The 24,270-nt window shown below is 71.2% G+C and carries 16 protein-coding genes; all 16 read right to left on the bottom strand.

The features are described from left to right. Window positions 1-20: 20 nt before the first annotated feature. Window positions 21-707, bottom strand: a complete 687-nt coding sequence (locus tag R8Z57_RS13885) for an acyltransferase (protein WP_318354376.1) — start codon at window positions 705-707, stop codon at window positions 21-23. Window positions 708-714: 7 nt separating this feature from the next. Then, window positions 715-1,896: an oligosaccharide flippase family protein gene (locus R8Z57_RS13880; protein WP_318354375.1), complete on the bottom strand. Its 1,182-nt coding sequence runs from the start codon at window positions 1,894-1,896 to the stop codon at window positions 715-717. Further along, entirely contained in the window at window positions 1,893-2,768 is an 876-nt protein-coding gene (locus R8Z57_RS13875) for a glycosyltransferase (protein ID WP_318354374.1), read from the bottom strand. Before R8Z57_RS13875 ends, R8Z57_RS13880 begins: the two co-directional genes overlap by 4 nt. Before the next feature lie 277 nt (window positions 2,769-3,045). Then, window positions 3,046-4,239, bottom strand: coding sequence for an elongation factor Tu (gene tuf / locus R8Z57_RS13870; protein ID WP_109210491.1), 1,194 nt, complete (start codon window positions 4,237-4,239; stop codon window positions 3,046-3,048). A 137-nt stretch (window positions 4,240-4,376) separates the two neighbouring features. After that, window positions 4,377-6,491, bottom strand: a complete 2,115-nt coding sequence (gene fusA, locus R8Z57_RS13865; protein ID WP_318354373.1) for an elongation factor G — start codon at window positions 6,489-6,491, stop codon at window positions 4,377-4,379. A 116-nt stretch (window positions 6,492-6,607) separates the two neighbouring features. Beyond that, complete coding sequence (gene rpsG / locus R8Z57_RS13860; protein WP_106816549.1) at window positions 6,608-7,078, bottom strand: 30S ribosomal protein S7; 471 nt, start codon at window positions 7,076-7,078, stop codon at window positions 6,608-6,610. A 5-nt stretch (window positions 7,079-7,083) separates the two neighbouring features. Then, window positions 7,084-7,452, bottom strand: a complete 369-nt coding sequence (gene rpsL, locus R8Z57_RS13855) for a 30S ribosomal protein S12 (RefSeq protein WP_018171438.1) — start codon at window positions 7,450-7,452, stop codon at window positions 7,084-7,086. Window positions 7,453-7,712: 260 nt separating this feature from the next. Further along, window positions 7,713-8,741 carry a hypothetical protein gene (locus tag R8Z57_RS13850; RefSeq protein ID WP_318354372.1) on the bottom strand — a complete coding sequence of 343 codons (1,029 nt, stop codon included), beginning with the start codon at window positions 8,739-8,741 and terminating at the stop codon, window positions 7,713-7,715. Further along, window positions 8,738-10,438 (bottom strand): DUF5684 domain-containing protein, encoded by a 1,701-nt coding sequence (locus R8Z57_RS13845; protein WP_318354371.1) that lies wholly within the window; start codon window positions 10,436-10,438, stop codon window positions 8,738-8,740. The genes R8Z57_RS13850 and R8Z57_RS13845 overlap by 4 nt, the downstream gene beginning before the upstream one ends. Further along, entirely contained in the window at window positions 10,435-13,020 is a 2,586-nt protein-coding gene (locus R8Z57_RS13840) for a transglutaminase-like domain-containing protein (RefSeq protein ID WP_318354370.1), read from the bottom strand. The genes R8Z57_RS13845 and R8Z57_RS13840 overlap by 4 nt, the downstream gene beginning before the upstream one ends. Next, window positions 13,017-14,396 carry a DUF58 domain-containing protein gene (locus R8Z57_RS13835; RefSeq protein ID WP_318354369.1) on the bottom strand — a complete coding sequence of 460 codons (1,380 nt, stop codon included), beginning with the start codon at window positions 14,394-14,396 and terminating at the stop codon, window positions 13,017-13,019. The genes R8Z57_RS13840 and R8Z57_RS13835 overlap by 4 nt, the downstream gene beginning before the upstream one ends. Beyond that, entirely contained in the window at window positions 14,393-15,358 is a 966-nt protein-coding gene (locus R8Z57_RS13830) for a MoxR family ATPase (protein WP_318354368.1), read from the bottom strand. Before R8Z57_RS13830 ends, R8Z57_RS13835 begins: the two co-directional genes overlap by 4 nt. Before the next feature lie 86 nt (window positions 15,359-15,444). Further along, on the bottom strand, window positions 15,445-21,591 hold the full coding sequence (locus R8Z57_RS13825) for an Ig-like domain-containing protein (protein ID WP_318354367.1): 6,147 nt from the start codon (window positions 21,589-21,591) through the stop codon (window positions 15,445-15,447). Beyond that, the gene (locus R8Z57_RS13820; protein ID WP_318354366.1) at window positions 21,591-22,730 is read right to left on the bottom strand and encodes a serine/threonine-protein kinase; all 1,140 of its coding nucleotides are present in this window, start codon (window positions 22,728-22,730) and stop codon (window positions 21,591-21,593) included. Before R8Z57_RS13820 ends, R8Z57_RS13825 begins: the two co-directional genes overlap by 1 nt. A 141-nt stretch (window positions 22,731-22,871) precedes the next feature. Continuing rightward, the gene (locus tag R8Z57_RS13815) at window positions 22,872-23,540 is read right to left on the bottom strand and encodes a spermidine/putrescine ABC transporter substrate-binding protein (protein WP_318354365.1); all 669 of its coding nucleotides are present in this window, start codon (window positions 23,538-23,540) and stop codon (window positions 22,872-22,874) included. A 103-nt stretch (window positions 23,541-23,643) separates the two neighbouring features. Then, window positions 23,644-24,240, bottom strand: a complete 597-nt coding sequence (locus tag R8Z57_RS13810) for a hypothetical protein (RefSeq protein ID WP_318354364.1) — start codon at window positions 24,238-24,240, stop codon at window positions 23,644-23,646. Window positions 24,241-24,270 lie beyond the last annotated feature (30 nt).

The following is a 24,270-nucleotide window of genomic DNA, read 5'->3' as shown; positions in this document are numbered from 1 at the left end:
GAAGACTCGACGCAGCGCGCTCAGGCACCTTCTCGCCCTGCGCTCGAGGTCACGGGTCGAGCAGGGACGCCCACCAACGTCGTGCCTGCAGGAAAACTCCTGGTGACGACAGCACCAGCACCGACAACACAGTTCTCCCCTAGTTCGACGCCGTCCAGCACGGTCGCGCGGTGTCCAATCCACGTCCCCGAGCCGATCGTGATTCCCTTCCGGATCACGTCGTGTGCGCTCACGCCGTGCGCGGTTACCTCATGATTCTCGGCGATCAAAGTCACGCCCGCACCGAATTGGCATCGCTCTCCGATGATGATCGGACCGCCCACACCGATTACGCTGTAGGGCCCGATGTAGGTGCCGTCTCCGATAGTCAGAGCGATTCCTGGGTTGCGCAGACTCGATGCACACTGGATCCATGCGTTCTCGCGGATTGTGACACGGTTCCCAATGGTCACACCCTCAACGGACAGGGCCAGGACACGAGATGAATCACCGAGGTAGAAACCTGCGCCTACACGAACACGTCGCGCGTAGTGGATGGTGACCGCTCGCCCGATAAACAGCGGGAACGGCGCGGAGCCCAACCATAGGCGATACCACAGGCCACGAAGTGCCGGTACGGCACCCTTTCGCGCGTACCACCCCAGTAGCTGGGGCATCTTGACGGTCGAGCCGACGTCTGATTGCCCCGCGGGACGGATGCGCTCCACGATACGGCTAATGAGTGTCAACTCGATTCCCTCCACGCGTTCCCGCAACTGCTATGACCGCAGCCACGCCATAGCTCAGCAGCGCGGGGAGTCCCAGCGCCCACGCGGGCGCGTCCGGCCAGAGCAGTCCAAGAACTAGCGAGGATGCAAGAATGACGCTGGCTGCCACGACCGACGCTACATTGGCGACTCGACCGCGTCCATTCCACGCACCTCGCGCGGCAGCGAGGGTGAAAATCGACCCGAACCACCCCGCAATCGAAGTCACGAGGAACGCGTACCTGGTGGCTTCGAACTCCTCTCCGAACAGTATCGGCGTGAGGAGGTATCCCAAGGCAGCCCCAGTGGCAGCGCATGCTCCCAACGCCACGACGACAAGAGTGAAGCCGCGCCGGTGAGGGAGACCCCGCGCGACGCGGCCCTCAAGAGTGACAGCAATGAGCAACATGACGTTGATGGCGAGTTTCGAGACGGAGTATTCGCCAAGTACCGCGTTCGGCACGAACCAAGCGAACACGACGGTGTCCAGGTTGGCGACCACGATCGGTAGGAGTCCAATGGGCGCGAGCACAACGGAGCGGCGTGAGAGATCGAACCAAGGGGTGTCCACGGACCGGTCACGTCGGCGGAAAAGGCCAGCGACGAGACCGCGCAACACCTCCGACGTCATGGTCACGAACACCGACGCCGCGACGGTCATGCGCTGACCGAGCAGGAGAAGAAGAGTGGCCGCGGACTCGAACAAGGCGGGTGTTGATGACAACGCGGCCACGCGCATGCGCCGCTGCGCGGCCTGCGCCTCACTCAATTCTGTTTGAGTGAAGAGCTGCACCGGCGAAATCAACCACGCGACTGCCAGCGCGATCATTATCGCGGGTGACATCGATCGGCTCGCCACGAGGAGTGCCAGCAGCGTGGCAACACCCGCGACACCGTATGCCAACACCAGAAGTCGACGACCCACCACGCTCAGCCGCTCGGGTTGACGGGAGCGTACTTCGTAGTACGCGTAGCGAATGCCAAGCGCTGCGCACCCCAGAATGATGGAGAAGGTCGCACCGAAGAACCCCACTTCTCCACGGCCGCTGGGGCCAAGCGCTTGCGCCTTCCACGGCGTCAAAATGAAGGGCAGAGCCGCCGCGACGAGAACGGTGGCGGTGAGACCGGCCTGGCCTCTCGCGCCGCTCACGATCGCCGCCGGAAAGAGCGTGCGAGAATCCCGGCGGCTCCACTTAGGAAGAGGCGCGCACCGACTGCGAGTCGGACCAAAGCCCTATCAATCGGGGTCCGTGACAAGTTCTTGCTGTAATACACGAACAAGGCGTCGTGAAACGCACGATTGCTCCGCCATGAGCGGGGGAATCCGCTAGACACACCCTTGACATGTACCGAGGCGCGTCGTTCGACCATGATCACCGAGCGCCCGGCAGTCTTGGCGTCCAGGCATAGCTGGAGATCCTCCCCATACATGAAGTAGTCCCGGTCGAAGATTCCCGTCGACGCAGCCCGAAACGAAGGGCTAACAAGCATCAACGCCCCTGTTGTTGCCTCGACCTGCGAAACCTCGATCCCGCCGAGCGTCTGGGTCGGCGTTGCGACAACCCTGTTGTAGCGCAGCCGTTGTGGAAGCAGCTTTCCGACCAGGGAGTAAAGAGCGCCAGTAGTGAGCGTAGGGAGACGCCGTCGCGAGGCGGAATCCTCCACACCGTCCAAGCCAATCAGCGGCGTGGTGACAATAGCCGCCTCGCCTTGAGATGTCTGTTGGACGAGGATCATGTCACGCAATGCACCCTCGTCCAGCTGCACGTCCGGGTTGAGGCACAGTGTAGGCAAGGTGATGTCATTGAACGCCGCGCGCGCCGCCCAATGCCCTCCGGCAAATCCCACGTTTGTGGATTCGATGACGACGCCATCGACGCCCAAGTCGGCGAGAGCAGCTCGCGCAAGCGCGGCGGAACTATCGGAGCTGCCGTTGTCCACGAGGGCTAACTGTGCGATGGAGTCGCGGTTGGCCCGCAACCCGGCGAACAGCGCGTCGAGGGTTGAGCTGCTGTTGTACATGACAACGATGACGTTCGCCCCGGCAGGGAGTCCGGATGGAAGCCGGTCGTGCACTGATGTTGCCTTCGTTCGGTGCGGATGGATGGAGTTCTTCGCTTCAGCGCAGCCGAGCGCGCCGGGCGCCGCTCCGCGACGAGCGCGACTGGCCGACGCACGAGGTGGCAGACGACATCCTGTACGCCAACTTCCCGGCTTGGCCTGACCCTGCTCGGCCTGGAAACGAAGGAGGGGCCGGACCCTTGCGGATCCGGCCCCTCCGTTTACAGCAGTTCGAAGATTACTTCAGGATCTTCGTGACCGTGCCGGCGCCGACGGTGCGGCCACCCTCACGGATGGCGTAGCCGAGGCCCTCCTCCATGGCGATCGGCTGGATCAGCTCGACCGTCATGTCGGTGGTGTCGCCGGGCATGACCATCTCGGTGCCCTCGGGCAGCGTGATGACGCCGGTGACGTCGGTGGTGCGGAAGTAGAACTGCGGGCGGTAGTTCGTGAAGAACGGGTTGTGACGGCCGCCCTCCTCCTTGGACAGGATGTACGCCGTGCCCTCGAAGTTGGTGTGCGGGGTGACCGAACCGGGCTTCACGACGACCTGGCCGCGCTCGACGTCGTCACGCTTGGTGCCGCGGAGGAGCAGACCACAGTTCTCGCCGGCCCACGCCTCGTCGAGCTGCTTGTGGAACATCTCGATACCGGTGACGATCGTCTTCTGCGTCGGGCGCAGACCCACGATCTCGACCTCGGAGTTGATGGCCAGCGTGCCACGCTCGGCGCGGCCCGTGACGACCGTGCCACGGCCGGTGATGGTGAAGACGTCCTCGATGGGCATGAGGAACGGCTTGTCCTTGTCACGCACCGGGTCGGGGATCGACTCGTCGACGGCGTCCATGAGCTCGACGATCTTCTCGACCCACTCGGCGTCGCCCTCGAGAGCCTTGAGGCCCGAGACGCGCACGACGGGGGCGTTGTCGCCGTCGAAGTCCTGCGACGAGAGGAGCTCGCGGACCTCGAGCTCGACGAGCTCCAGGATCTCCTCGTCGTCGACCATGTCGCTCTTGTTCAGCGCGACGAGCAGGTAGGGAACGCCGACCTGCTTGGCGAGCAGAACGTGCTCACGCGTCTGAGCCATCGGGCCGTCAGTGGCCGCGACAACCAGGATCGCGCCGTCCATCTGGGCGGCACCGGTGATCATGTTCTTGATGTAGTCGGCGTGACCCGGGGCGTCGACGTGAGCGTAGTGACGCTTGGGGGTCTCGTACTCGACGTGCGAGATGTTGATCGTGATGCCGCGCTGGCGCTCCTCGGGAGCGGAGTCGATCGACGCGAAGTCACGCTGCACGTTGGTGGCCGACGGGTACTTGTCGGCGAGCACCTTCGAGATCGCTGCGGTGAGCGTGGTCTTGCCGTGGTCGACGTGACCGATCGTTCCGATGTTCACGTGCGGCTTGGTGCGCTCGAACTTGGCCTTAGCCACTGGGTCCTCCTCAGGACGTTCGTGTAGAGGTTCCGGGCGCTGGTGTGCGCCGGTCGTCTACGGGGATTTCTCTAGCTTACGGTGTGAAGTTGTGAATCCGGATGCCGGGGCCACTGGACCCCGGCATCCGACAGGGCTTACTCGCCCTTGGTCTTCTGGATGATCTCGTCGGCCACGTTGCGAGGAACCTCGGCGTAGCTGTCGAACTCCATCGAGTACACGGCGCGGCCCGAGGTCTTCGAGCGCAGGTCGCCGATGTAGCCGAACATCTCCGAGAGCGGGACCAGCGCGCGGACGACCTTGACGCCCTGGGCGTCCTCCATCGACTGGATCTGGCCACGACGCGAGTTCAGGTCGCCGATGACGTCGCCCATGTACTCCTCAGGAGTACGCACCTCGACGGCCATGAGCGGCTCGAGGATGACGGGGTTCGCCTTGCGGACGGCCTCCTTGAAGCCCATGGAGCCCGCGATCTTGAACGCCATCTCGGACGAGTCGACGTCGTGCGACGCGCCGTCCATCAGGATGGCCTTCACGCCCACCATGGGGTAGCCGGCGAGCACGCCGACGTTCATGGCGTCCTGGAAGCCCTGGTTGGTCGGCTCGATGTACTCGCGCGGGATGCGGCCACCGGTGACCTTGTTCTCGAACTCGTACGTCTTGTCGGCCGTGACCTCGAGGGGCTCGAGCGCGAACTGGATCTTCGCGAACTGACCCGAACCACCGGTCTGCTTCTTGTGCGTGTAGTCGTGACGCTCGACGGTCTTGCGGATCGTCTCGCGGTACGCCACCTGCGGCTTGCCGACGTTGGCCTCGACCTTGAACTCGCGCTTCATGCGGTCCACGAGGATGTCGAGGTGCAGCTCGCCCATGCCCTTGATGACCGTCTGGCCGGTCTCGGCGTTCTGCTCGACGCGGAACGTCGGGTCCTCTTCGGCGAGCTTCTGGATCGCGAGACCCAGCTTCTCCTGGTCGGCCTTGGTCTTCGGCTCGATGGCGACCTCGATGACCGGCTCCGGGAACGTCATCGACTCGAGGACGACCTGGTTGGCGCTGTCGGCCAGCGTGTCACCGGTGGTGGTGTCCTTCAGGCCGATGACCGCGTAGATGTGACCGGCGGTGACCGAGTCGACCGGCATCTCCTTGTTGGCGTGCATCTGGAAGATCTTCCCGATGCGCTCCTTCTTGCCCTTGGTCGCGTTGACGACCTGGGCGCCGGAGTCGAGGTGACCCGAGTACACGCGGATGTAGGTGAGGCGACCGAAGAACGGGTGCGTCACGATCTTGAACGCGAGGGCCGCGAACGGCTCGTCACGGTCGGCGTGGCGCTCGATGATGACCTCTTCGTCCTTCGGGTCCTTCGCCTCGATGGCGGGGACGTCGAGGGGCGACGGGAGGTAGTCCACGACGGCGTCGAGCATCGGCTGCACGCCGCGGTTCTTGAACGCCGAGCCGCAGAGCACGGGGTAGAGCTCCGAGGCGATGGTGAGCTTGCGGATGGCGGCCTTGATCTCGGCGACCGTCAGCTCCTCGCCGCCGAAGTGCTTCTCGAGAAGCTCCTCGTCGGACTCGGCGACCGTCTCGAGCAGGATCTCGCGGTACTCCGCCGCCTTGTCGGCGAGGTCGGCCGGGATCTCCTGGATCTCGTACTTGGCGCCCATGGTCACGTCGCCCTTGGCGTCGCCGGGCCACACCAGTGCGCGCATCTCGACGAGGTCGACGACACCCACGAAGTCGCTCTCCGAGCCGATGGGCAGCTGGAGCACGAGGGGCTTGGCCTTCAGGCGGTTGACGATGGTGTCGACCGTGAAGTAGAAGTCGGCGCCCAGCTTGTCCATCTTGTTGACGAAGCAGATGCGGGGGACGTCGTACTTGTCGGCCTGGCGCCACACGGTCTCGGACTGGGGCTCGACGCCCTCCTTGCCGTCGAACACCGCGACCGCGCCGTCGAGGACGCGGAGCGAACGCTCGACCTCGACCGTGAAGTCGACGTGGCCGGGCGTGTCGATGATGTTGATCTGGTTCTTGTTCCAGAAGCAGGTGACGGCGGCCGACGTGATCGTGATGCCGCGCTCCTGCTCCTGCTCCATCCAGTCGGTGGTGGCAGCGCCGTCGTGCGTCTCGCCGATCTTGTGGTTGACGCCCGTGTAGAACAGGATGCGCTCGGTCGTCGTCGTCTTGCCGGCATCGATGTGCGCCATGATGCCGATGTTGCGGACCTTGTTGAGGTCGGTGAGCACTTCTTGTGCCACGGGGGTGTCCTTACGGGTTGAAGGTGGTTCGGGGGCGTTTCGTCTCGCTTCGCTCGCTCAACGACCGGGGCCCGGTCGTTGAGCGAGCGTGTACGAGCGAAACGCTCTGATGCTGGTTACCAGCGGTAGTGCGCGAAGGCGCGGTTCGACTCGGCCATCTTGTGGGTGTCTTCGCGGCGCTTGACCGCGGCACCCAGGCCGTTCGAGGCATCCAGGATCTCGTTCTGGAGGCGCTCGGTCATCGTCTTCTCACGACGCCCCTTGGCGTAGCTCACGAGCCAGCGGAGGGCGAGCGTGTTGGCGCGGTGAGGCTTGACCTCGACCGGCACCTGGTAGGTCGAGCCACCGACGCGGCGCGACTTGACCTCGAGGGTGGGGCGCACGTTGTCGAGCGCCTTCTTGAGGGTGGCGACGGCGTCCTGGCCGTTCTTCGCCTCGACGCCGCGGAGGGCGCCGTAGACGATCGACTCGGCGAGCGACTTCTTGCCGTCGACGAGGATCTTGTTGACCAGCTGGGTGACGACGGGGGCGCCGTACACCGGGTCGTTGACGACGGGGCGCTTCGGGGCGGGTCCCTTACGAGGCATCTAACTCAACCCTTCTTCGCGCCGTAGCGGCTGCGGGCCTGCTTACGGTTCTTGACGGCCTGGGTGTCGAGCGCACCACGGACGATCTTGTAGCGGACACCGGGGAGGTCCTTCACACGGCCTCCACGGACGAGCACGAGCGAGTGCTCCTGCAGGTTGTGGCCCTCACCGGGGATGTACGCGGTGACCTCGGTGCCGTTGCGGAGCTTCACACGAGCGACCTTGCGCATCGCCGAGTTCGGCTTCTTCGGGGTGGTGGTGTACACACGGGTGCAGACACCCGCCTGCTGCGGGTTCGCCTTGAGCGCCGGCGCCTTGGTCTTCGAGACCTTGGGCGAGCGACCCTTGCGAACCAACTGCTGAATGGTTGGCACGTTCTCTCCTTGTTGTGCTGCACGGTGACAGCGTCGTGGTTTCACCACAAACCCACCGGCGCGACAGGAACCTGCCGAACTTTCATGGTGGATATGCCGTGGGGGTGGCCTGTTCGCAGGCCGTTCCCTGAGATGCGGCGCCCGCCCGGCCGCCGACACGCCGAGGCACGTCGGACGGCGCGCGTGAGCGCACACCCGATCTATGATACGTGGGTTTCGGGGGCCGGGCAAACCTGGCCCGGAGGACCGCCGCCGGGGCCTCAGCCGACGGTGAGCAGCACCGCGATCGCGGCGACGGCGACCGCGATGAGGACGGATGCCGCGACCGCGACGACGACGGCACGACGGCGTGTGCGGCGGCGGGCCGCCTCCTCGGTCGCGGCGGTGTCGACGTGGGCCTGGGGTGCACCTCGCGGCGGCTCGGCGCGCGGTGCCGCCGGCGGTGGAAGCGGACGGGCGCGGTAGATCTCGGCGCCGCCCTCGGGCGACCGTGCGGCGCGGAGACGCGCGGGCGTGTCGATGGTGCGGCTCGCCGACGAGGCAGCCGGTGCGGCACCGTCCGAGCCGGTCGCGGCGACCGTGGGAGCGGTGAAGGAGCCGCGGACGACGGTGGCCTCGTCGACGCCGTCGGAGGCCGGTGTCGCGGCGGGCGCGTCGGAGGCCGGCGCGGGTGGCTGGGCGCCCCGGCGGATCATGGTGAGGTCGTCGGCCGGGTCGTCCGTGACGGGCGGGGTCGCGCCCGCACTCCCCCGACGCAGAGCCGTCTGCTCCGGGAAGTCGTCGGCCGGCGCCGCCGGCCGCGGTGCGGGACGCGGCGTACCCCCGCGACGCACGATCGTCTCCTCGGGGAAGTCGTCGGCCACGGGTCCTGCAGGGCGGGACGGGGAATTCTGCGCGCCCCCACGGCGCACGATCGTCTCCTCCGGGAAGTCGTCAGCCACGGGTGCGACGGGCGCGGTCGCCGCAGGCTGCGCCCCCGCGCGGCGCACGACCGTCTCGTCCGGGAGATCGGCCACCGCGGGCGCGCCGGGCCCGGCCGCACGAGGCTGGGCATCACCGCGCCGGACGACGATGGTTTCCTCGGGGAGGTCGTCACCGGACGTCGGGGGCTTCGGGGAACCCGAGCGTCGGCGCGGCGGGCTGGTGCGCTCGTCCGGGGGCGCCGGCACCGGCGCCCCCGGACGCCGGACGACGATCGTCTCCTCGGGCAGCTCGGGCACCGGCGTCGACGGCTGCGGCGAGCCCGACCGTCGGCGCGGCGGTTCGTTCTGGTCCGCGGCGGCGGTCACCCGTCGCTCCGCTGCAGCCGCACCTCCGCGTCGCCGAGCAGGAACCGGTCACCGGCCTCGACCTCTTCGCCGCGGGGCACCTCGACCTCGGTGCCCATCACCGTGGCGAACAGCACGCCGTTGGTGGAGTCGAGATCGGTGACGTACCAGCGGTCGTCGCGCAGCCGGAGGCGGGCGTGGGTCTTCGACACGGTGCCGTCCGGGATGGCGATGAGCTGCGCTCCCGGGAAGTCGGGGTCGGAGGCAGGGCGGCGTCCGAGGATCACGACCTCCGACGACAGCGCCACCGGATCGCCGGCGGGCGGCACGAGGGTCCAGTCGGTGCGCTTGCGTCGGGCGATGACCGTCTCTTCGAGAACGTCCTGGTCGTCGGGGATCTCGGGCTTCGCGTGGAACGCCGACACCGACGATCGCGCCGAGCGCGGCGAGCCGGCATCCGGCGCCCCGGCGATGGCTGAGACGGGGCCCGAGGCCTCGGGGAACGCGTCGGCGTCGCTGAGCGGCGACCGGGCGGGCGCCCACGGCTCGCGCTCGTCGTCCGACGCGCCGGCGGCCGGCACGCGCGTGACCGGCGGGCGCGTGATGCCCTGGCTCGTGGTGGCCGACTCGGGCACGGCGTAGTGGTCGCCATCCGAACCGTTGCCGCTCACGCTCGCAGCCGGCGCGGCGAACGGCGTGGACGTGAGGGGCGCCTCGTCCACCGGGACCGGCACCGCCGAGATGGGCGCCGGCGCACCCGGAACGGCGCCGGTGACCTCTCCGCTCAGGTCGGTGGAGTCGAGCGCGAAGCCCTGCCAGGGATCGGCATCCTCTCCGCCGCGCTCGTCCGTCGACCCGGGGTTCGCCGGCCCGGCGTTCGCCGACCCGGCAGCCACGGGGCGGCCCGGGAGGGGCGGCGGCGTCCAGCCGCCCGGCGGCGGGACGATACCCGGCAGGGCCTCGGCCGATGCCGCGGCACCGACCGGCGGGGCCGGTGCATCCGTTTCCTCCTCGGCCGGCCGCTCGACGGGCGCGGCGTAGGCCGGCGCACCGGCAGCCGGGTACCCGGTGGGCATCGCGGGCACGAACGGCTCCACCGGTCCCGTGAGCGGGCCGGTGGCGGGACCGGCAGCCGGCGGCACGTACGCGGGAGGCGGCGCGAACGACGACGTCGGCGCGAACCCGGCGGGCGCGGCCATCGGCTGCCCGGGCTGCGGGAACGCCGGAAGGGCCCCTGTCTGCGACGCGGGCGTCGGGAACGGGGGAAGCGGCGGCAGAGCGCCCGCGCCATCACCCGACCGACGGACGCCGCCGCCCACCGACGCGCGGGACGCGGCATCCTGCTCCCGTCCGACCCAGCGCGCACTCCCCCAGCCGACGATCGACGCCCACACCGGGAAGGCGAGGATGCCGAGCACGGTCATGCCCACGCCGTGCCCGAAGGCCGCGTTCACGCGGTAGAGCGCGATCGCCCACGCCACGAGGAAGGCGAGGTTCACGATCGGGATGAAGGCCAACACCACGAGCCAGGGCGAGAGCCCCGCCAGGCGCAGCAGCACGATGAGGTTGAGGATCGGCACCCAGGCCTGCCACGGCTCGACGCCGGACTTGCGGAAGACCGCGGAGAGGGCGAGGGCCGTCCAGACGTACAGACCCGCGAACAGCAGCAAGCTGATCAGCGATCCGAGGATCGCCGCGGAGGCATCGGTGGCGTTCATGGCATGGGACGCACGGGCTCTGCCCGTCGTCTCCCCCTCTCGGCGAATCGCGTGCGGACACCGGATGCCGGCGCCAGTGGACGGAACAACGATCTCAAAGATACGGTCGCGAGCACGCCGCGCCAGAACCCGCGCTCACGTCGCAGTGCGCGCCGCTCGTCGTCGACGGCCTGCCAGTACCGGCGTGCGTCGTCGTCGGACAGGCTCGCCGCCGAGAAGACGGCGCGATCCGCGTCGCGTGCGAGCGCCGGGGCGCCAGGTGTGCCGAACGCGTCGGCGAGCTCGGTGCGGGTCAGGGTGCGCGGCGCGGTGCGCCCGGTGTCGAGCGCGGCGTCGACGAGCTCTTCCCACCCTCCGGCGATCCGCGCGGCGGGTGCGCCGACGCGACGGCGCGAGCGCCGGCGGGCGGCCTTGGTACTCAGCACGATGAGGAACGGACCGAGCGCGAGAGCGAGGACGAGCAGCGAGATCCCACCGATCCGCAGCAGCGGCCAGAGCCACGCGAGGTCCGGGCCGCTCTCCTCCTCGGGGGCGCCGTCGTCGGCCGAATCCTCCTGCGAGGGCTCGGGCGGCACGACCTCCTCGACCGACTCGGGGCGCACCTCCGTCACGTTCTCGGGGTCGCGCTGCTCGGTCACATCGAGACTCGGCGACTGCGCGTACTGCGGCGTGGCGTCGACGGCGATCCAGCGTCCGTCGGACGACTGCACCTCGGTCCACGCCGTCAGATCCTGCGCGCGGCAGGCGCCCTCGTCGCACGTCGCGAGCCCCGGGTCCGCCGACGACAGGCGTGCTCCCAGCACGACGCGCGAGGGGAACCCGAGCTCGCGGGCCATGAGGGCGACAGCGACCGCGAACTGCTCGTCGTCGCCGATCGCCGCGACGTAATCGCCGGATGCCGCGGCCCGCGGATCGGTCTCACGCTCGAGCAGGCGGGCGAACATGGTGTCGACGCGGGCGAGCGAGTGTCCCGAGGCGCTCGGCTGGAAGCTGTAGTCGGGGAGCGCCCGCACCCAGTCGGGCTCGTCGTCGCCGACGGTGAGCCCGTGGCTGAGGTAGCCCCGCTCGCGGAGCAGCGACACCAGCCCGGCGAGCGCGGCGCCGCCCGATCCGGTCGCGTGCTCATCCATCCACGTGCGCAGGCTGTCGGGCGCGGTCACTCCGGCGGGGCCGCCGGGGGCTTCGAGCTGCGACAGCTCGACGCTCTCGGGCTCGACCCCGCGGACGACGTAGGCGTCACCCGGCTCCAGCCCGCCGCCGGCGGTCTGCACTCCGGCCGAGGCCGCGGCGTTGTAGTAAAAGCGGTCGGCGAGCGAGGTCGGCCGCTCCCCCTCGAACTCGACGGCCTCCAGCCGGCCGGCGGTGGGCATCCAGATCTCGTCCCAGCCCTGGATCTCGATCCGCGCCTCCACGGGGGTTCCGTCGCCGGCGTCGAGCGCGGAGGGCACGCGCACGAACCGTCCTGCGTCGACCGCCCCCTCGCCGCCGGAGCGGAACACCTCGCCGTCGTACGCGTCGAGCGTCGCGATCCGCACCCGCTCGGGGAGCGAGCCCGAGACCGCCTCGACCGTGAACAGCACCTCGCCGGCGCGCCCGTCGGAGAACAGCGCACGGTACTCCGACAGCGGGCTCACCTCGGCCGACAGGTCGATGTCGGGCCCGACGGCCGACCGCAGCACCTCGCGGTCGGCGCCGCGCGCGGCGTAAGGCACGACCGCGACGGCCAGCACCAGCGCGCCGACGACCATGCCGGCACCGAGGGCGGTGCGACGGCGGTCGGCGCGGGTGGGGCGTCGCGAGAAGCGGACGCCGCTGGATGCCGCAGCCCGGTGCAGTGCGCGGGTGCGCTCGTCGTGCGTGCGCCACGCGAGCCACAGCAGGCAAGCGAGCAGACCCGCGAGCCCGATCGCCGTCTCGAGCGGGGCGTACAGGAACACCGGCCCGACGGCGAGCGGCGCGCTGACCGTGGTGCGCCCGAAGAACAGGCCGAAGGTCACCATCCCGAGCGCGACCGGCACGGCGGCGTAGGCGCCGCTGTCGTCGCGCCACGCGAGCAGCAGCACGACGCACGTGCCCACCAGGAAGACCACGAGCGCCGGCACGAGGAGGTTGCGGTACGAGCCGACGGGCAGCTCGACGGTGACGAGGTCCTTCCAGCCGAACACGAGGCCCGAGGCCAGCTCACCCAGGCCCCGCAGCAGCTCGTCGGGCGGCCCGAGTCGCGACGGCACCGCCAGGGGAACGCCCAGCACCAGCACCGCAGCTGCGAGGGCGCCCGCGACGATCCAGCCGTTCCAGCGGCGCAGCCACGACGCGACGGCGATGCCGCCGCCGACCAGTGCCCCGACCGCGACCAGCAGCAGGAAGCTCTCCGAGCGGTACACCGGCCACGCGGCGACGGCGGCGACGGCCACGACGGCCAGTGCGAACAGCGCGCCCGCGAGGATGCGCGGCGAGTAGCGGGGCGCACCGCCCGCACGACGCGGTGCGGGGCCGCGCGCACCTGCGGCGTCCGGCATGCCACGGGGCGAGGCATCCGCCGGCGCCAGCAGGGGATCTGCACCCTTCTCGGGAACGCTCACGACGTCGCTCCGCGGAGGAGCAGGCCGGACAGGTCGTCGAGCGTGCCGACGGTGAGCACGGTCATGCCCGACACCGGCTGCATGCGGGGGTGGGCGCGCTCGTCGCAGATGAGACCGACCACCGCGGTGTCGGACGGGAAGGCGAGCGCGGCCTGCTGCAGGCGCGAGAGCGTGACCCGCGAGCCCGCGACGACGAAAGCGATCGACAGGCGCTCGCCCGCCTCGGCGGTGAGGCGGCACACGTCGCCGACCGGCATGGTGCTCTCGAGCAGCTCGACGCCGCTGAAGCCGTCGAGCATCGGGCGCGGCGCCGCGGACGGGATGTGGCGGATCGCCCGCAGGCGTCCGCGCACGACGCGCGGGATCTCGGACCCGGTCACGATCTGCACATCACGGGCGTCGTGGACGGCGCGAAGGCCCAGCGACGCGGCGCACGACACGGCGAGCTCGAACTCGTCGGCGTCGGCGTACTCCGCCTCGGCGACCGCGAGCACCACGGCCATGCGCGAGCGGCGGGACTCCTCGTACTGCCGCACCATGAGGCGACCGGTCTTCGCGGTGGAGCGCCAGTGGATCTGCCGGCGCGAGTCGCCGGGCGCGTACTCCCGGATCGCGTGGAACGACATGTCGGCGTCGACGAGGCGCCGCGTGGGGCTGCCCTCGAGATCGCGGATGAGGCCCGCGCTCGTGGACGGCAGCGCCGTCGTGCGGGGGTGCACGTAGACGTCGTGCACGTCGGGGAACGAGTGCTCGCGGCGCAGCAGCCCGATCGGGTCGCTGCGCACGGTGGTGGCGGGTCCGACGGTCACGATGCCCCGACGCAGGCCCGGGATCTCGAGGGGCTGCTCGACGGTGTGGCCGGGCCGCAGCAGCGGCACGCCGAACTCGACCAGTCCGCCCGCGACGGGGATGTCGAGGCGCCCCGGCAGGGCGATGCGGTGGCCGTCGTTGCGCACCACGATGCGGCCCGTGACCCCCTCGCCGGCGACCACGCGCTCGTGGGTCAGCGTGAGGTCGACGTCGTAGGCGCGCGCGCCGAACAGGAACGGCACGGCGGCGGCGAGGAGCACGAGCGAGGCCGCGCCCGCAACCATGAACTCCATCCAGCCGAACACGATGCCGAGCACGAGGCCCGCGGTGGCCGCGGCCGCCACGAGCACACCCGCCGGCCGCACGGTGCCGGCGGTCCACTCGGCCGCCGCGGCGATGCCCGAACCGGCCGCGCGCCACATCCCGGTCCACCACACGGCCGCGCGCACGAACGCGCGACTGCGGCGCGACGAGGCGACGCTCGTCGCCGTGGCGGTGACATGCGTGCGGCCGGTCGTGCCGGTGGACTGGACGGTGCGCGTGAGGCGCGATTCGGTGAGGCTCATACGGCTTCGCGCCTCGAGGGCGGAGCCACGTCGAGCAGCACCTGCCCGACCACGGTCTCCTGGGTCACGCCGTCGAACTCCGCCTCGGGGTGCAGGATGAGGCGGTGCGAGAGCACGGGCACGGCGAGCGCCTTGACGTCGTCGGGCGTCGCGTACGTGCGGCCCTGCGACGCGGCGCGGGTGCGGACGGCGCGCGTGAGCGCGAGCGCACCGCGGATGCTGACGCCGAGCCGCACCTCGTCGGCTGCGCGGGTGCCGTCGACGAGCCGCGCGATGTAGTCGAGCACGAGGGCGTCGACGTAGACCTGCGCCGCGAGGTCGGCCATGCCGACGAGCGCCTGCGGCGTGATGATCGGGGTCAGCTCGGCGGTCGCGACGGCCGCGCCGTCGAGGATCCGCACGGTGGCGGCGTGGTCGGGGTAGCCGAGCGACGTGCGCATCATGAAGCGGTCGAGCTGCGCCTCGGGGAGGCGGTAGGTGCCCGCCTGCTCGACGGGGTTCTGCGTCGCGACCACGAGGAACGGCACGCCCACCTCGCGCGAGACGCCGTCGATGGTGACACGTCCCTCCTCCATGACCTCGAGGAGCGCCGACTGCGTCTTGGGGCTCGCGCGGTTGATCTCGTCGGCCAGCACGATGTTGGCGAAGATCGGTCCCGCGTGGAACTCGAACACGCCCTCCTTCTGGTCGTAGACGCTGAGGCCCGTGATGTCGCTCGGCAGGAGGTCGGGCGTGAACTGGATGCGCGTGTTCGTGCCCTGCACGGACTGCCCCATCGCCCGGGCGAGCGACGTCTTGCCCGTCCCCGGCACGTCCTCGAGCAGAACGTGTCCGTCGCTCAGCATCGCGGTGAGCACGAGCTCGACGACGTGGCGCTTGCCGAGCACCGCGCGCTCGACGTTGTCGGCCAGCTGCCCGAACGTCTGCGCGAACCAGTCGGCCTGCTCCTGCGTGATCGTCATGTCGTGTCGTGTCCTTGCTGTGTGGGGCTGGGGCTGGTCGGAGGGAGGGTGGATGCCGGCGGCCGAGCGGGTGCCGGCGCCCGATGCTAGGGGGCGCGGCCGCTGGTCCAGGCGGTGCCGTCCCAGTGGGCCTCCGAGCCGTCACCGAGCGCCACGTACTGTCCGGGCGTCCATGCGGTCGTCTGGCCCATGGCGCCTATCGAGCGCAGCTCGCTGAGGTTTCCGGGGAGACGGGCGTAGTCCGGGGTGAAGTACCCCGGCGCGCCCGCGACGACGCCCGTCGGCAGCGGCTCGTTGGGCGAGCAGTTCGCGACGCTCAGCGTCCGCGTGGCATCGCTCAGGCCGTACGCGCCCCACGACGCGCGCCAGCTGAGGCCCTCGATGCTCGCGGTGCCCTGCGGCACCTTCCAGCCGCCCTCGTACGTGAGCGCGCGGCCGTTGCGCGCGCGGAACGTGACGCCCGCGTCGCTCCAGGTGATCGTCGCCTTCTTCCCGGCGATGGAGGACGAGTTGCCGCCGAGCGGCAGCGTCTGGCCGCCCGCGCAGGCGCCGATGCTCCAGTTGGCCCACACCTGGTACGGCGCGCTGCCCGGCGCCGGGGTGACGGTGGCGCGGGCGGAGTCCTGCTGCCAGAACTGATGCCGGTACCAGACCTGGATACCCGGGTCGTTGTCGAAGATGGTGTTGTTCGGGAAGTTCGAGAACAGCACCTCGTTGTTGCGCGGCGGCCGCTCGGGCGACGTGGGCGTGTCGGTGATGACCCACTCGGCGCGGCTGCCGCCGTCGCGCGGCTGCGAGCCGACGACGAAGGTGTAATCGCGCGGGGCCCTGCCGGACTGCTGCGCGCGCGTGCTCGCCGTGGACTCGGCCCGGCCGTAGGACCGGTCGCCCCAGTACGACTCCACGCACAGGCGGTACGTGTACTCGTTTCCGTCCTCCACCGTGAAGCTGGTCGTGAAGGACGTGTCGGTGTTGCCGTTCGCGGCCTGCTCGGCGACGCAGCGCTGCCCTTCCTGCACGACCCCGAAGCGCAGCGTCGACCCGTCGCCGTTCCGGCTCGCCGAGGCCGCCGCGGTGATGGTGGAGGTGCCGTCGCCGTTGCTGACCGAGCTCAGGGTCAGCTGCGGCGACTGCGGGCTGCCGACGCCGTTCGTCTGCACCGTCGCGACCGCGCCCGTCGCGCTGCCCCCGAGACCCGGCGGCAGCTCGAACCGGGAGTACGGGGTCACCGTGACGAGGGTGCCGGTGTTGCTGCCGACCCGGAACCACGGCACGTCGACGCGGGTCTGGTTGCGGTGCACGGGCACCGTCACCGTCTCGCCGGCGGGGCTCGAGATCTGCAGGCTCCCGGTCTCGCCGGTCTCGATGCCGTCGATCACGAGCGACACCACACCGCCGTTGCCGTCGCCGGTGACGGCCGGAGCCGCGGTGACGCTCGCCGGCGCCTGCGGCGCGTCGTACGCCCAGCCCGTGGTCCGGACGCTGGCCTTCGACTCGCCGACGCTGTTGACCGCCCATGCCTCGTACGTCCGCGGCTCGCCGTTCGGCGCGGGGATCGGCGGGCAGACGCCGTCGGCCGTGCACCGCACGACCTCCTGGCCGCCGGAGCGGACCACGAAGCCCGAGAGCGCGGGATACGCCTGGCGCGACTGCCCCGGGTCGACGCGCAGCGTCACGCTGCCGTCGGCGTAGGCCGTCTGCACGAGGCTGGCAGGAGCCTTCGGGTAGCCGAGCAGGTCCAGCAGCACGCGACCGTCGCGCTCGGAGTTCGTCACGCGGCCCTGGGCGTCGCGGACCGAGAACGAGGCGGTGCACGTCGCCCCCGGGGCATCCGCCGTCCACGTCGCCGTGACCGAGCCGCTCGAGGCCACCTGGAAGCCGACGCCGGCGCAGGCGCCGGTCTGCCGCACGTCGACGAGCTCGAGGGGCGTGCCGGGGAGCGGGTTGACCTCCCCGTTCGCCCCGATGACCGGGATCGTGCACGACGAGCCGCTGGCCTGCGAGCACTGCTGCACCACCGAGCCGCCCTGCGGGAGCGTCGACGGCGCGGCGCCGACGCGCAGGATGAGGCGGGCCGGAGTGACCGCCGGGTGGCTCGTCACCGAGACGAGCACCGCCTCCTCCGAGCCGGGGACGGCACGGTCGGCGCCGGTCACGGTGACCACCGAGCCGGCCTGGCTCACCTCGAATGCCGCGCCGGAGTGCTGGAGGGCGTACTGGATGCCCTCCCAGTCCTCGCGCAGCTGCCAGGTGGTCATGTTCTTGAGATCGAACGTGGCCGTCTCGCCGGGGCCGACCGTGATCGACCCGGGTCGCAGCTCGGGCTGCGGGTCGCGGGGGTTCACGACGATGGGCACCGACAGGTAGGTCCAGTCGTCCTTCCCCGCCAGGCGCACCGGCACCTGGCAGGCATCCACCCACGGGGCGCCGGCGCCGGCGTCGTACCGCAAGACGGTCGCCGACTCGACGGTGCACGCGGCCTCGGCACGGGCGCCGGAGGCGCGCACCTCGTCGCCCACCTCGATCGACGAGCCGCGGGGCCGGGCCACCAGGCTCGCCATGTCGAACGTCGTCGACTCCAGCTCGGTGACGTCGGGGGATGCCGCGCCCGCCCGCAGCGTGAGCGCCAGGTCGTCGTCGCCCGGGACGCGCAGGAAGCCGTACGAGGTCACCTCGCCGGCGGCGCCCTCGCCGGTGACGGCGAACGGGATGAGCCGGGTGGTGGCGGGGAGCTCGCCGCTCAGGCGCGAGCCCTTCACCGACACGCCCTCGGGCTCGCCCCACAGCGACAGCTCGAGATCCGAGACGTCGCCGCCCGACCAGGCCACCTTGCCGTCCAGCACGTCCACGCCGCGCGTGAAGTCGTCGCGCGTCTCGACCGTGAGGATCGTGTCGTCGACCACCGGGAAGTCCGGCACGCTCTCGCGCACCACCCGCACCACCACGAGACCGCGGCCGGTGTTGCCCGACGAGGACTCGACGTCGTAGAGGAACGACATGGTGCCCGGCTCGTCGCCCGCCGAGATCACGACCGTGGTGTCGTCGACGTCCGCGATCTGCTCGGCCAGGCGCGCGTACTCGGGGTTGTCGCTGCCGTCCACGAGCGCGGCCGGCATGTCCGGCCGCACGCCGGTCACCTTCAGCTCGCCCATCGTGGGGTCGACGTCGTTCGAGAGCGGGCTGACCCGGATCGTGTTGGCCTCGCCCACCTGCACCTGGACGTAGTCGGTGAAGGTGACGGGGCTGGGGTTCGCCTCGCTGTCGAGCACGCCCACCCGCACCGAGCCCTCGGCCGTCTCGCCGAACGCGTCCACGACGCGATAGCGGAACGACGCCTGCCCGCTGTCGCCGGGAACGCTCGTGTAGAGGATGGACGTGCCGTCCGCCGAGATCGTGGCGGCACCGCGCTCGGGCTGGGAGACGATCCGGTCGAGCGTCACGACGTCGCCGTCGGGATCCATGCCGAAGCCGTCGAACGGCAGCAGGGCCGACTGGCCGCTGAGCACGCGGCCCTCGAGCGTGTCAGCGGTCGGGGCGCGGTTGGCATCGTCGTCGATCACCCGCACCCGCACGGTCGCCGTGTCGACGAGCGCCGGCGCGCCGGTGGTGAACACCGAGTACTCGATGCCGTACTCGCCCGGCTCGTCGGGCGCGAGGTAGCGCAGCAGGTCGCCCGAGGCGAACGCCAGGGCGCCCTCGGCGGTCGAGCGCACCGTGGCCGGGTTCAGCGTCGGGCGTCCGCCCGCCGGGGAGATGTCGTTGTCGAGCACCGGGATGTCGATCTGGGCGCCCGCGCGCACCACGACGGCGTCGTCGACCGCGATGGGCGCGAGCTCGGGCGCCTGCGGCAGCAGGTAGACGGTGGCCTCGCCGATCACGCTCGACCCGGCGTCCTCGGTGCCGTCGCTGACGACGTACGACACGGTGCCGAGCCGCCCGGGCGCACCGTCGGCCGTCGTGCCCGAGACCCGGAGGTGGTTCTGGCCGACGGCGTCGACCGACAGGGTGGCGCCGGCATCCGCCCTCGCCGACACGTCGCTGAGGAGAAGCACACGTCGCGTGGGGTTCGACACCGCGTCGAAGACGTCGAGCGTCGCGTCCTGCTGCGGGTGCACGAACGCCACGACGGGCGAGGTGGCGAGCTGCGCCGGCGCGTCGGCCGGAAGGAGCGTGATGCGCGCGGTGCCGTTGGCCTCGCTGACGCCGTCGGTGACCGTGAAGTCGACGCGGTACGTGCCCGCCGCGGGCGCGGAGAAGTCGAAGGACGTGGAGCCGCCCACGATGGTGGCCGTCGCGGCGGCGTCGTCGAGCACGCGGGCCGAGGAGAGCGAGAGGGTGCCGGCGGTGCCCGTGACGTGGTCGGCCACGTCCACGGTGATGCCCGAGGCGACCGTGTCGGTGAGGGCGAACGACTGGGCGGTCAGCTGCGGCTGGGGGGACACCTTGACCACGAGCGACTTCACCGTCGTGTTGCCCTGGGTGTCGGCGATCGTGACCGCCAGGTCGACCAGCTGCTCGCCGCCGTCGCCGGTGTCGCTGTGCTGGTAGACGACGTCGCCCGCGGGCGTCGCCGCGACGCTGCCCGATCCCGTCGTGTTCTCGACTGCCAGGAGCAGCAGCGGGTCACCCTCGGGATCGACCCAGCCGGGTAGCACCGGCACGGTCACCGTGCCGCCGCGGGCGACCTCGGGCTGCGGCCATTCGACGAGGCAGCGCTCGACGCCGCACCACTCGGGCGCCGAGTCGACCGCCGCATCCGCCACGGTCACCGTCACCGTCGTCGGATCCGACAGCAGGCCGCCCTCGGCCGTGCCGTCGGTCACGGCGTACGAGAAGGTCGCCGAGCCGGTCGCCGCCGGGTCGACCCGCAGGGCGAAGCGCTGGCCGTCGTCGGTGACCGAGACGGTGCCGAAGCCCGGGTCGAGCCCCGTGACCGACGCGGGGTCGATCGTCAGCACGTCCTCGTTCGGGTCGTGGTCGTTCATGAGCACCGGCAGCGACGCCAGCGCGCCGGCGCGCACGCCGAACGCGTCGGGCTCGGCCACCGGCGGCTTGGGGTCGAGCACCACCTGCAGCTGCTCTTCGCTCGGCACCGCATCGGGGTCGGTGCGGTCGTCGAGGCTCCAGTCCTGGCTCGACGGGATGAGCGTGCCGTCGGGGACGGACCAGGCCCAGCCCGACCGCGTCTCGTTGAGGATGACCGCCGAGCCGCTCGCCACGAACGACGGGCGCCGCTGGTCGGGCATCGTCTCGTCGCCGTAGTCGAGCACGACCGTCTGCCCGTCCGAGCTCCACAAGAGACCGCCGGCGTCGCCCTGGCCGATCCACGCGGCGTAGGTCTCGCCGTCGTGCGTGATCGGCTGCGCGGGGGTGCCGAGCACCGCGCCGTTGCCGCCCTGGACGACCTGCGGCTCGGTCCCGTCGACGGGCACCTCGACGAGCCCGGTGTCGTCGGCGAGATAGACCGCCGACCCGCGGGGGTCGGGCGCCCCGACCACCACGGCGCCGGTCGTCGGCGCCTGCGTCGAGGCATCCTGTCCCCGCAGCCACACGTCGCCCTCTTCGGTGTCGACGACCGCCCACGTGTCGCCGGCGGCTGTGATCGCGGGCGCGGCGAGGCCTTCGGCGTCCAGCGGATCGCGCCCGCGCACCTCGCCCGCGCGGACGTCGTACCGCAGCACGGCGCCGTCCGCGCGCGAGTAGGCGAACAGCATGCCGCGCTCATCGATGGCGAGGGCGTCAGCGGTGTACTGGGGCGCGTCCTCGTCGTCGGACGCGAAGGGGTCGAGCTGCGACGCCGAGCCGCTCGAGAGGTAGCCGGCGAAGACGGCTCCGGAGTCGGTGAGGTAGGCCACGTAGTCGCCCGCGGTCACGACGTCGGTCGTGCCGGGCGGCGTCTTCTGCGACGACTGCAGCGCCTCTTCGTCGAGGTCGGCGGGCATCGCGGCGTCGATGCGCGTGATCGTGCTGTAGCTGTCGCTGAAGAGGTACGCGGCATCCCCCGTCTGCACGACCTGGTCGGGGTTGCTGATGGTGCGCACGGTGTCGAGCTCGCCCACCGAGGTGTTCACGCGCGCGTAGCGTCGCCCGTCGCCGGTCTGCAGCGCCCAGACGGCGGTGTCGACGTCGGGCGTCTCCTGCGCGTCGAGGCCGGGCCAGACGACACTGATGCCGATGACCGTGGCGACGACCGCGCCGGCAGCGACGAGACCCGCCAGAGTGCCGCGACGCATCACAGCACCCCCGCCATGAACAGCGTCGCCACGACCGCGCCCGCGCCGACCACCAGGCCCGCGCCGATGCCGACGAGCCACGGCAGCGCGCTGCGCCCGCGGCGCGGGTTCGGGGCGGAGATGTCGGTGTCTTCGTCACGGGCGAGCGAGGCCACGCCGGTGCCCGCGCGCACCTTGCGCGTGTGGTCGCGCTCGACCCGCGAGCGGGCGGGACCGCGCAGGCCCGAGTCGGCGAAATCGACGGGAGCGGATGCCGGAGACCACTCCGCGTCGGGGATCTCGAGCGGCGTCGGCGACAGGCCGAGCTCGGACTGAACGGCCCGCAGCGCCTCGCCGAACGCGCGGGCCGACTCGAACCGGCGGCCGGGATCGCGGCTCATCGCGACCGCCAGCGCGCTCTGCAGCGAGGCCGGCACATCGGTGCGGGGGATCTCGATGTAGGTCGCCCGGGCGATCCGCCGGCGCAGCAGGTCTTTGGTGTTCTGCCCGCGCTCGCGGCGTTCGAACGGACTGTGCCCGGCCAGCAGCGAGTAGACGGTGGCGCCGAGGCTCCACACCTCGCTGGACACGGTGCCGCTGGTCTGCTCGGCGACGACCTCGGGGGCGCTCCACGGGATCGACATCGCGAGCACCTCGCCGCCGCTCTTGCGCTGCAGCGAGGCCGAGATGCCGAAGTCCGCCAGCACCGGCGTGCCGAAGGTCGTGATGAGGATGTTGCTCGGCTTGATGTCGCGGTGCACCAGACCCGCGCGGTGGGCGGACTCGAGGGCGCTGGCCATCCGCACGCCGATGGCGAGCACCTCCTCGACCGGGATCCGCTCGACGCGGTAGCGCTGCGCGAGCGAGCCCGGGCAGAACTCCATCACGATGTAGGGCCGGCCGTCGGCCGAGATGCTCGCCTGATACACGGTCACGATCGACGGGTGTGCCGACAGGTGCGCGAGCACGTCGGCCTCGGCATTGAACATGCGGCGCAGCTCGGGATCGCGCACGTCCCTCGGCATGACCTTCACGGCGACGTTGCGCCGCGGCATGTCCTGCTCGTACAGGAAGACGTCGGCGAATCCGCCCGAACCGAGCGGGCGGATGTAGGCCAGTCCCGGCAGGATCGGGGGCGCGGACGGAAGGCGTGTGGCCACCCCGACCTCCCCATCGTCCGCTACCTAGACCCGACGCGCCGTCGAGACGGCAACAAACCTGGCCATGCTAACAAAGCGACCTGCGAAACACCCGACGGCAGGGCCCTTTGTGGATCCGGCAGATCCGCGGAGGTCGGCGCGTCAGCCGAGGCGGTCGGGGTCGCCGGTGTCGTGCGGGTCGAACGGCGCGTCGAGCGACTTCGTCAGGTCGGCGAGCATCGCCTCGATCTGCGGCTCGACGTACTCGGTGACGGCCGCCTGGATCCGCAGGCGATGGTGCAGCAGGATCGTGCAGACCTCGCGGCCCACCATGTTCGCGTAGTCGTCGGCGAGCCCGACCTCCTGCCGCAGCGCGGCCTTGGCCTCGTCGGTCAGCGGAGGAAGCGCCGGGACGTCGGCGTCGGCCTGCTCGGCGAGGCCCGCGATCGTGAAGAGGAAGGGCGCGCCGGGCACCGGGTCGGGGTCGAGCGGCAGCCCTTCGAACTCGGGGTCGAGCCCCTCCCCCGGCCGGTAGCTGCGGGCGCGGTTGCGGGCGGCCTGCTGATCGAGCTCGGTCTGCAGCATCGGCAGGTTCACCGCCGTGTACTCGGCGACCGAGCGGTCGACGATCGTCTTGATCCGGGTCGACAGCCCGTGCTGCACGCCGTGGGGCACGTCGGCGCCGAGCCCGGCCGCCGAGAGCACCGGCGACCCGAAGCAGCGGCGGCACGGGGCCGTGCGTCCGCGGTGCGTGGCCGGCTCCCAGCGGGGCAGCCACACGAGCCAGGCGTCCACAGCCTGGCTGACCTGGGTCTCGAGCGACCGCTCCACGGGCTCAACGCTAGTACGCGGCATCCGTTCCCGCCCGGATTCCCGCGGTGGACGGCGGTTCTCACCCAGACGCGGGACGGATGCCGGCGGCCCGACCCGCCGGTCACTCGTCGAACTCGTCCTCCCACGGCCAGCGCGGCCGATGGGCGCGGGTGCGCACCAGCGCGATGCCGGCCCACGCGCAGACGAACGCGGCCGCCGCCACGACGGCGCCGAACCACGAGGTCGCCAGCCGCCCGGCGACCCCGGTCGCCACTCCGAGCGAGGCCCCGGTCACGAGAGCCCCGAGCCAGACCGCGCCGATGTACGCGAGGAACGCGGCCGCCGTCGTCCACGCGGCACCCCAGTACGACGGATGCCGCGCCCCGCGGCCGCGCGTGCCCGCCGCTGGTGCGGGATCGGTCCGCGGGCCCACGCCGGCGGGAACCGAGTCACCGCCGCGGGCTGCGGCATCCGTCCCCTCCGCGCGGCCGATCGTCGCCCACAGCCCGCCGGCGAAGGCGAGTCCGGCGCAGATGACGCCGGCGATGCCGGGCACCTGGCCGAGACCCGGCGTGGCGATGACGTCCTCGCCGGTGGCGAGGCTGGTCATGCCGAGGCCGAAGATCGTGAGCGCCACGAACGCGATCGTGGCGAAGGCGAGGGCGACGGGCGGGCGGACGGATCCGCTCGACAGTCCCGCCCCACCGTCAGCGGTCATGCCGCCAGCCTACGTCGGGGATCGCGCAGG

This window comes from Microbacterium sp. M3 (assembly GCF_033548675.1).
Taxonomy (GTDB): domain Bacteria; phylum Actinomycetota; class Actinomycetes; order Actinomycetales; family Microbacteriaceae; genus Microbacterium; species Microbacterium arthrosphaerae.
The sequence above is the reverse complement of the archived record's forward strand: the minus strand, read 5'-3'. Positions and strand labels throughout refer to the sequence as shown.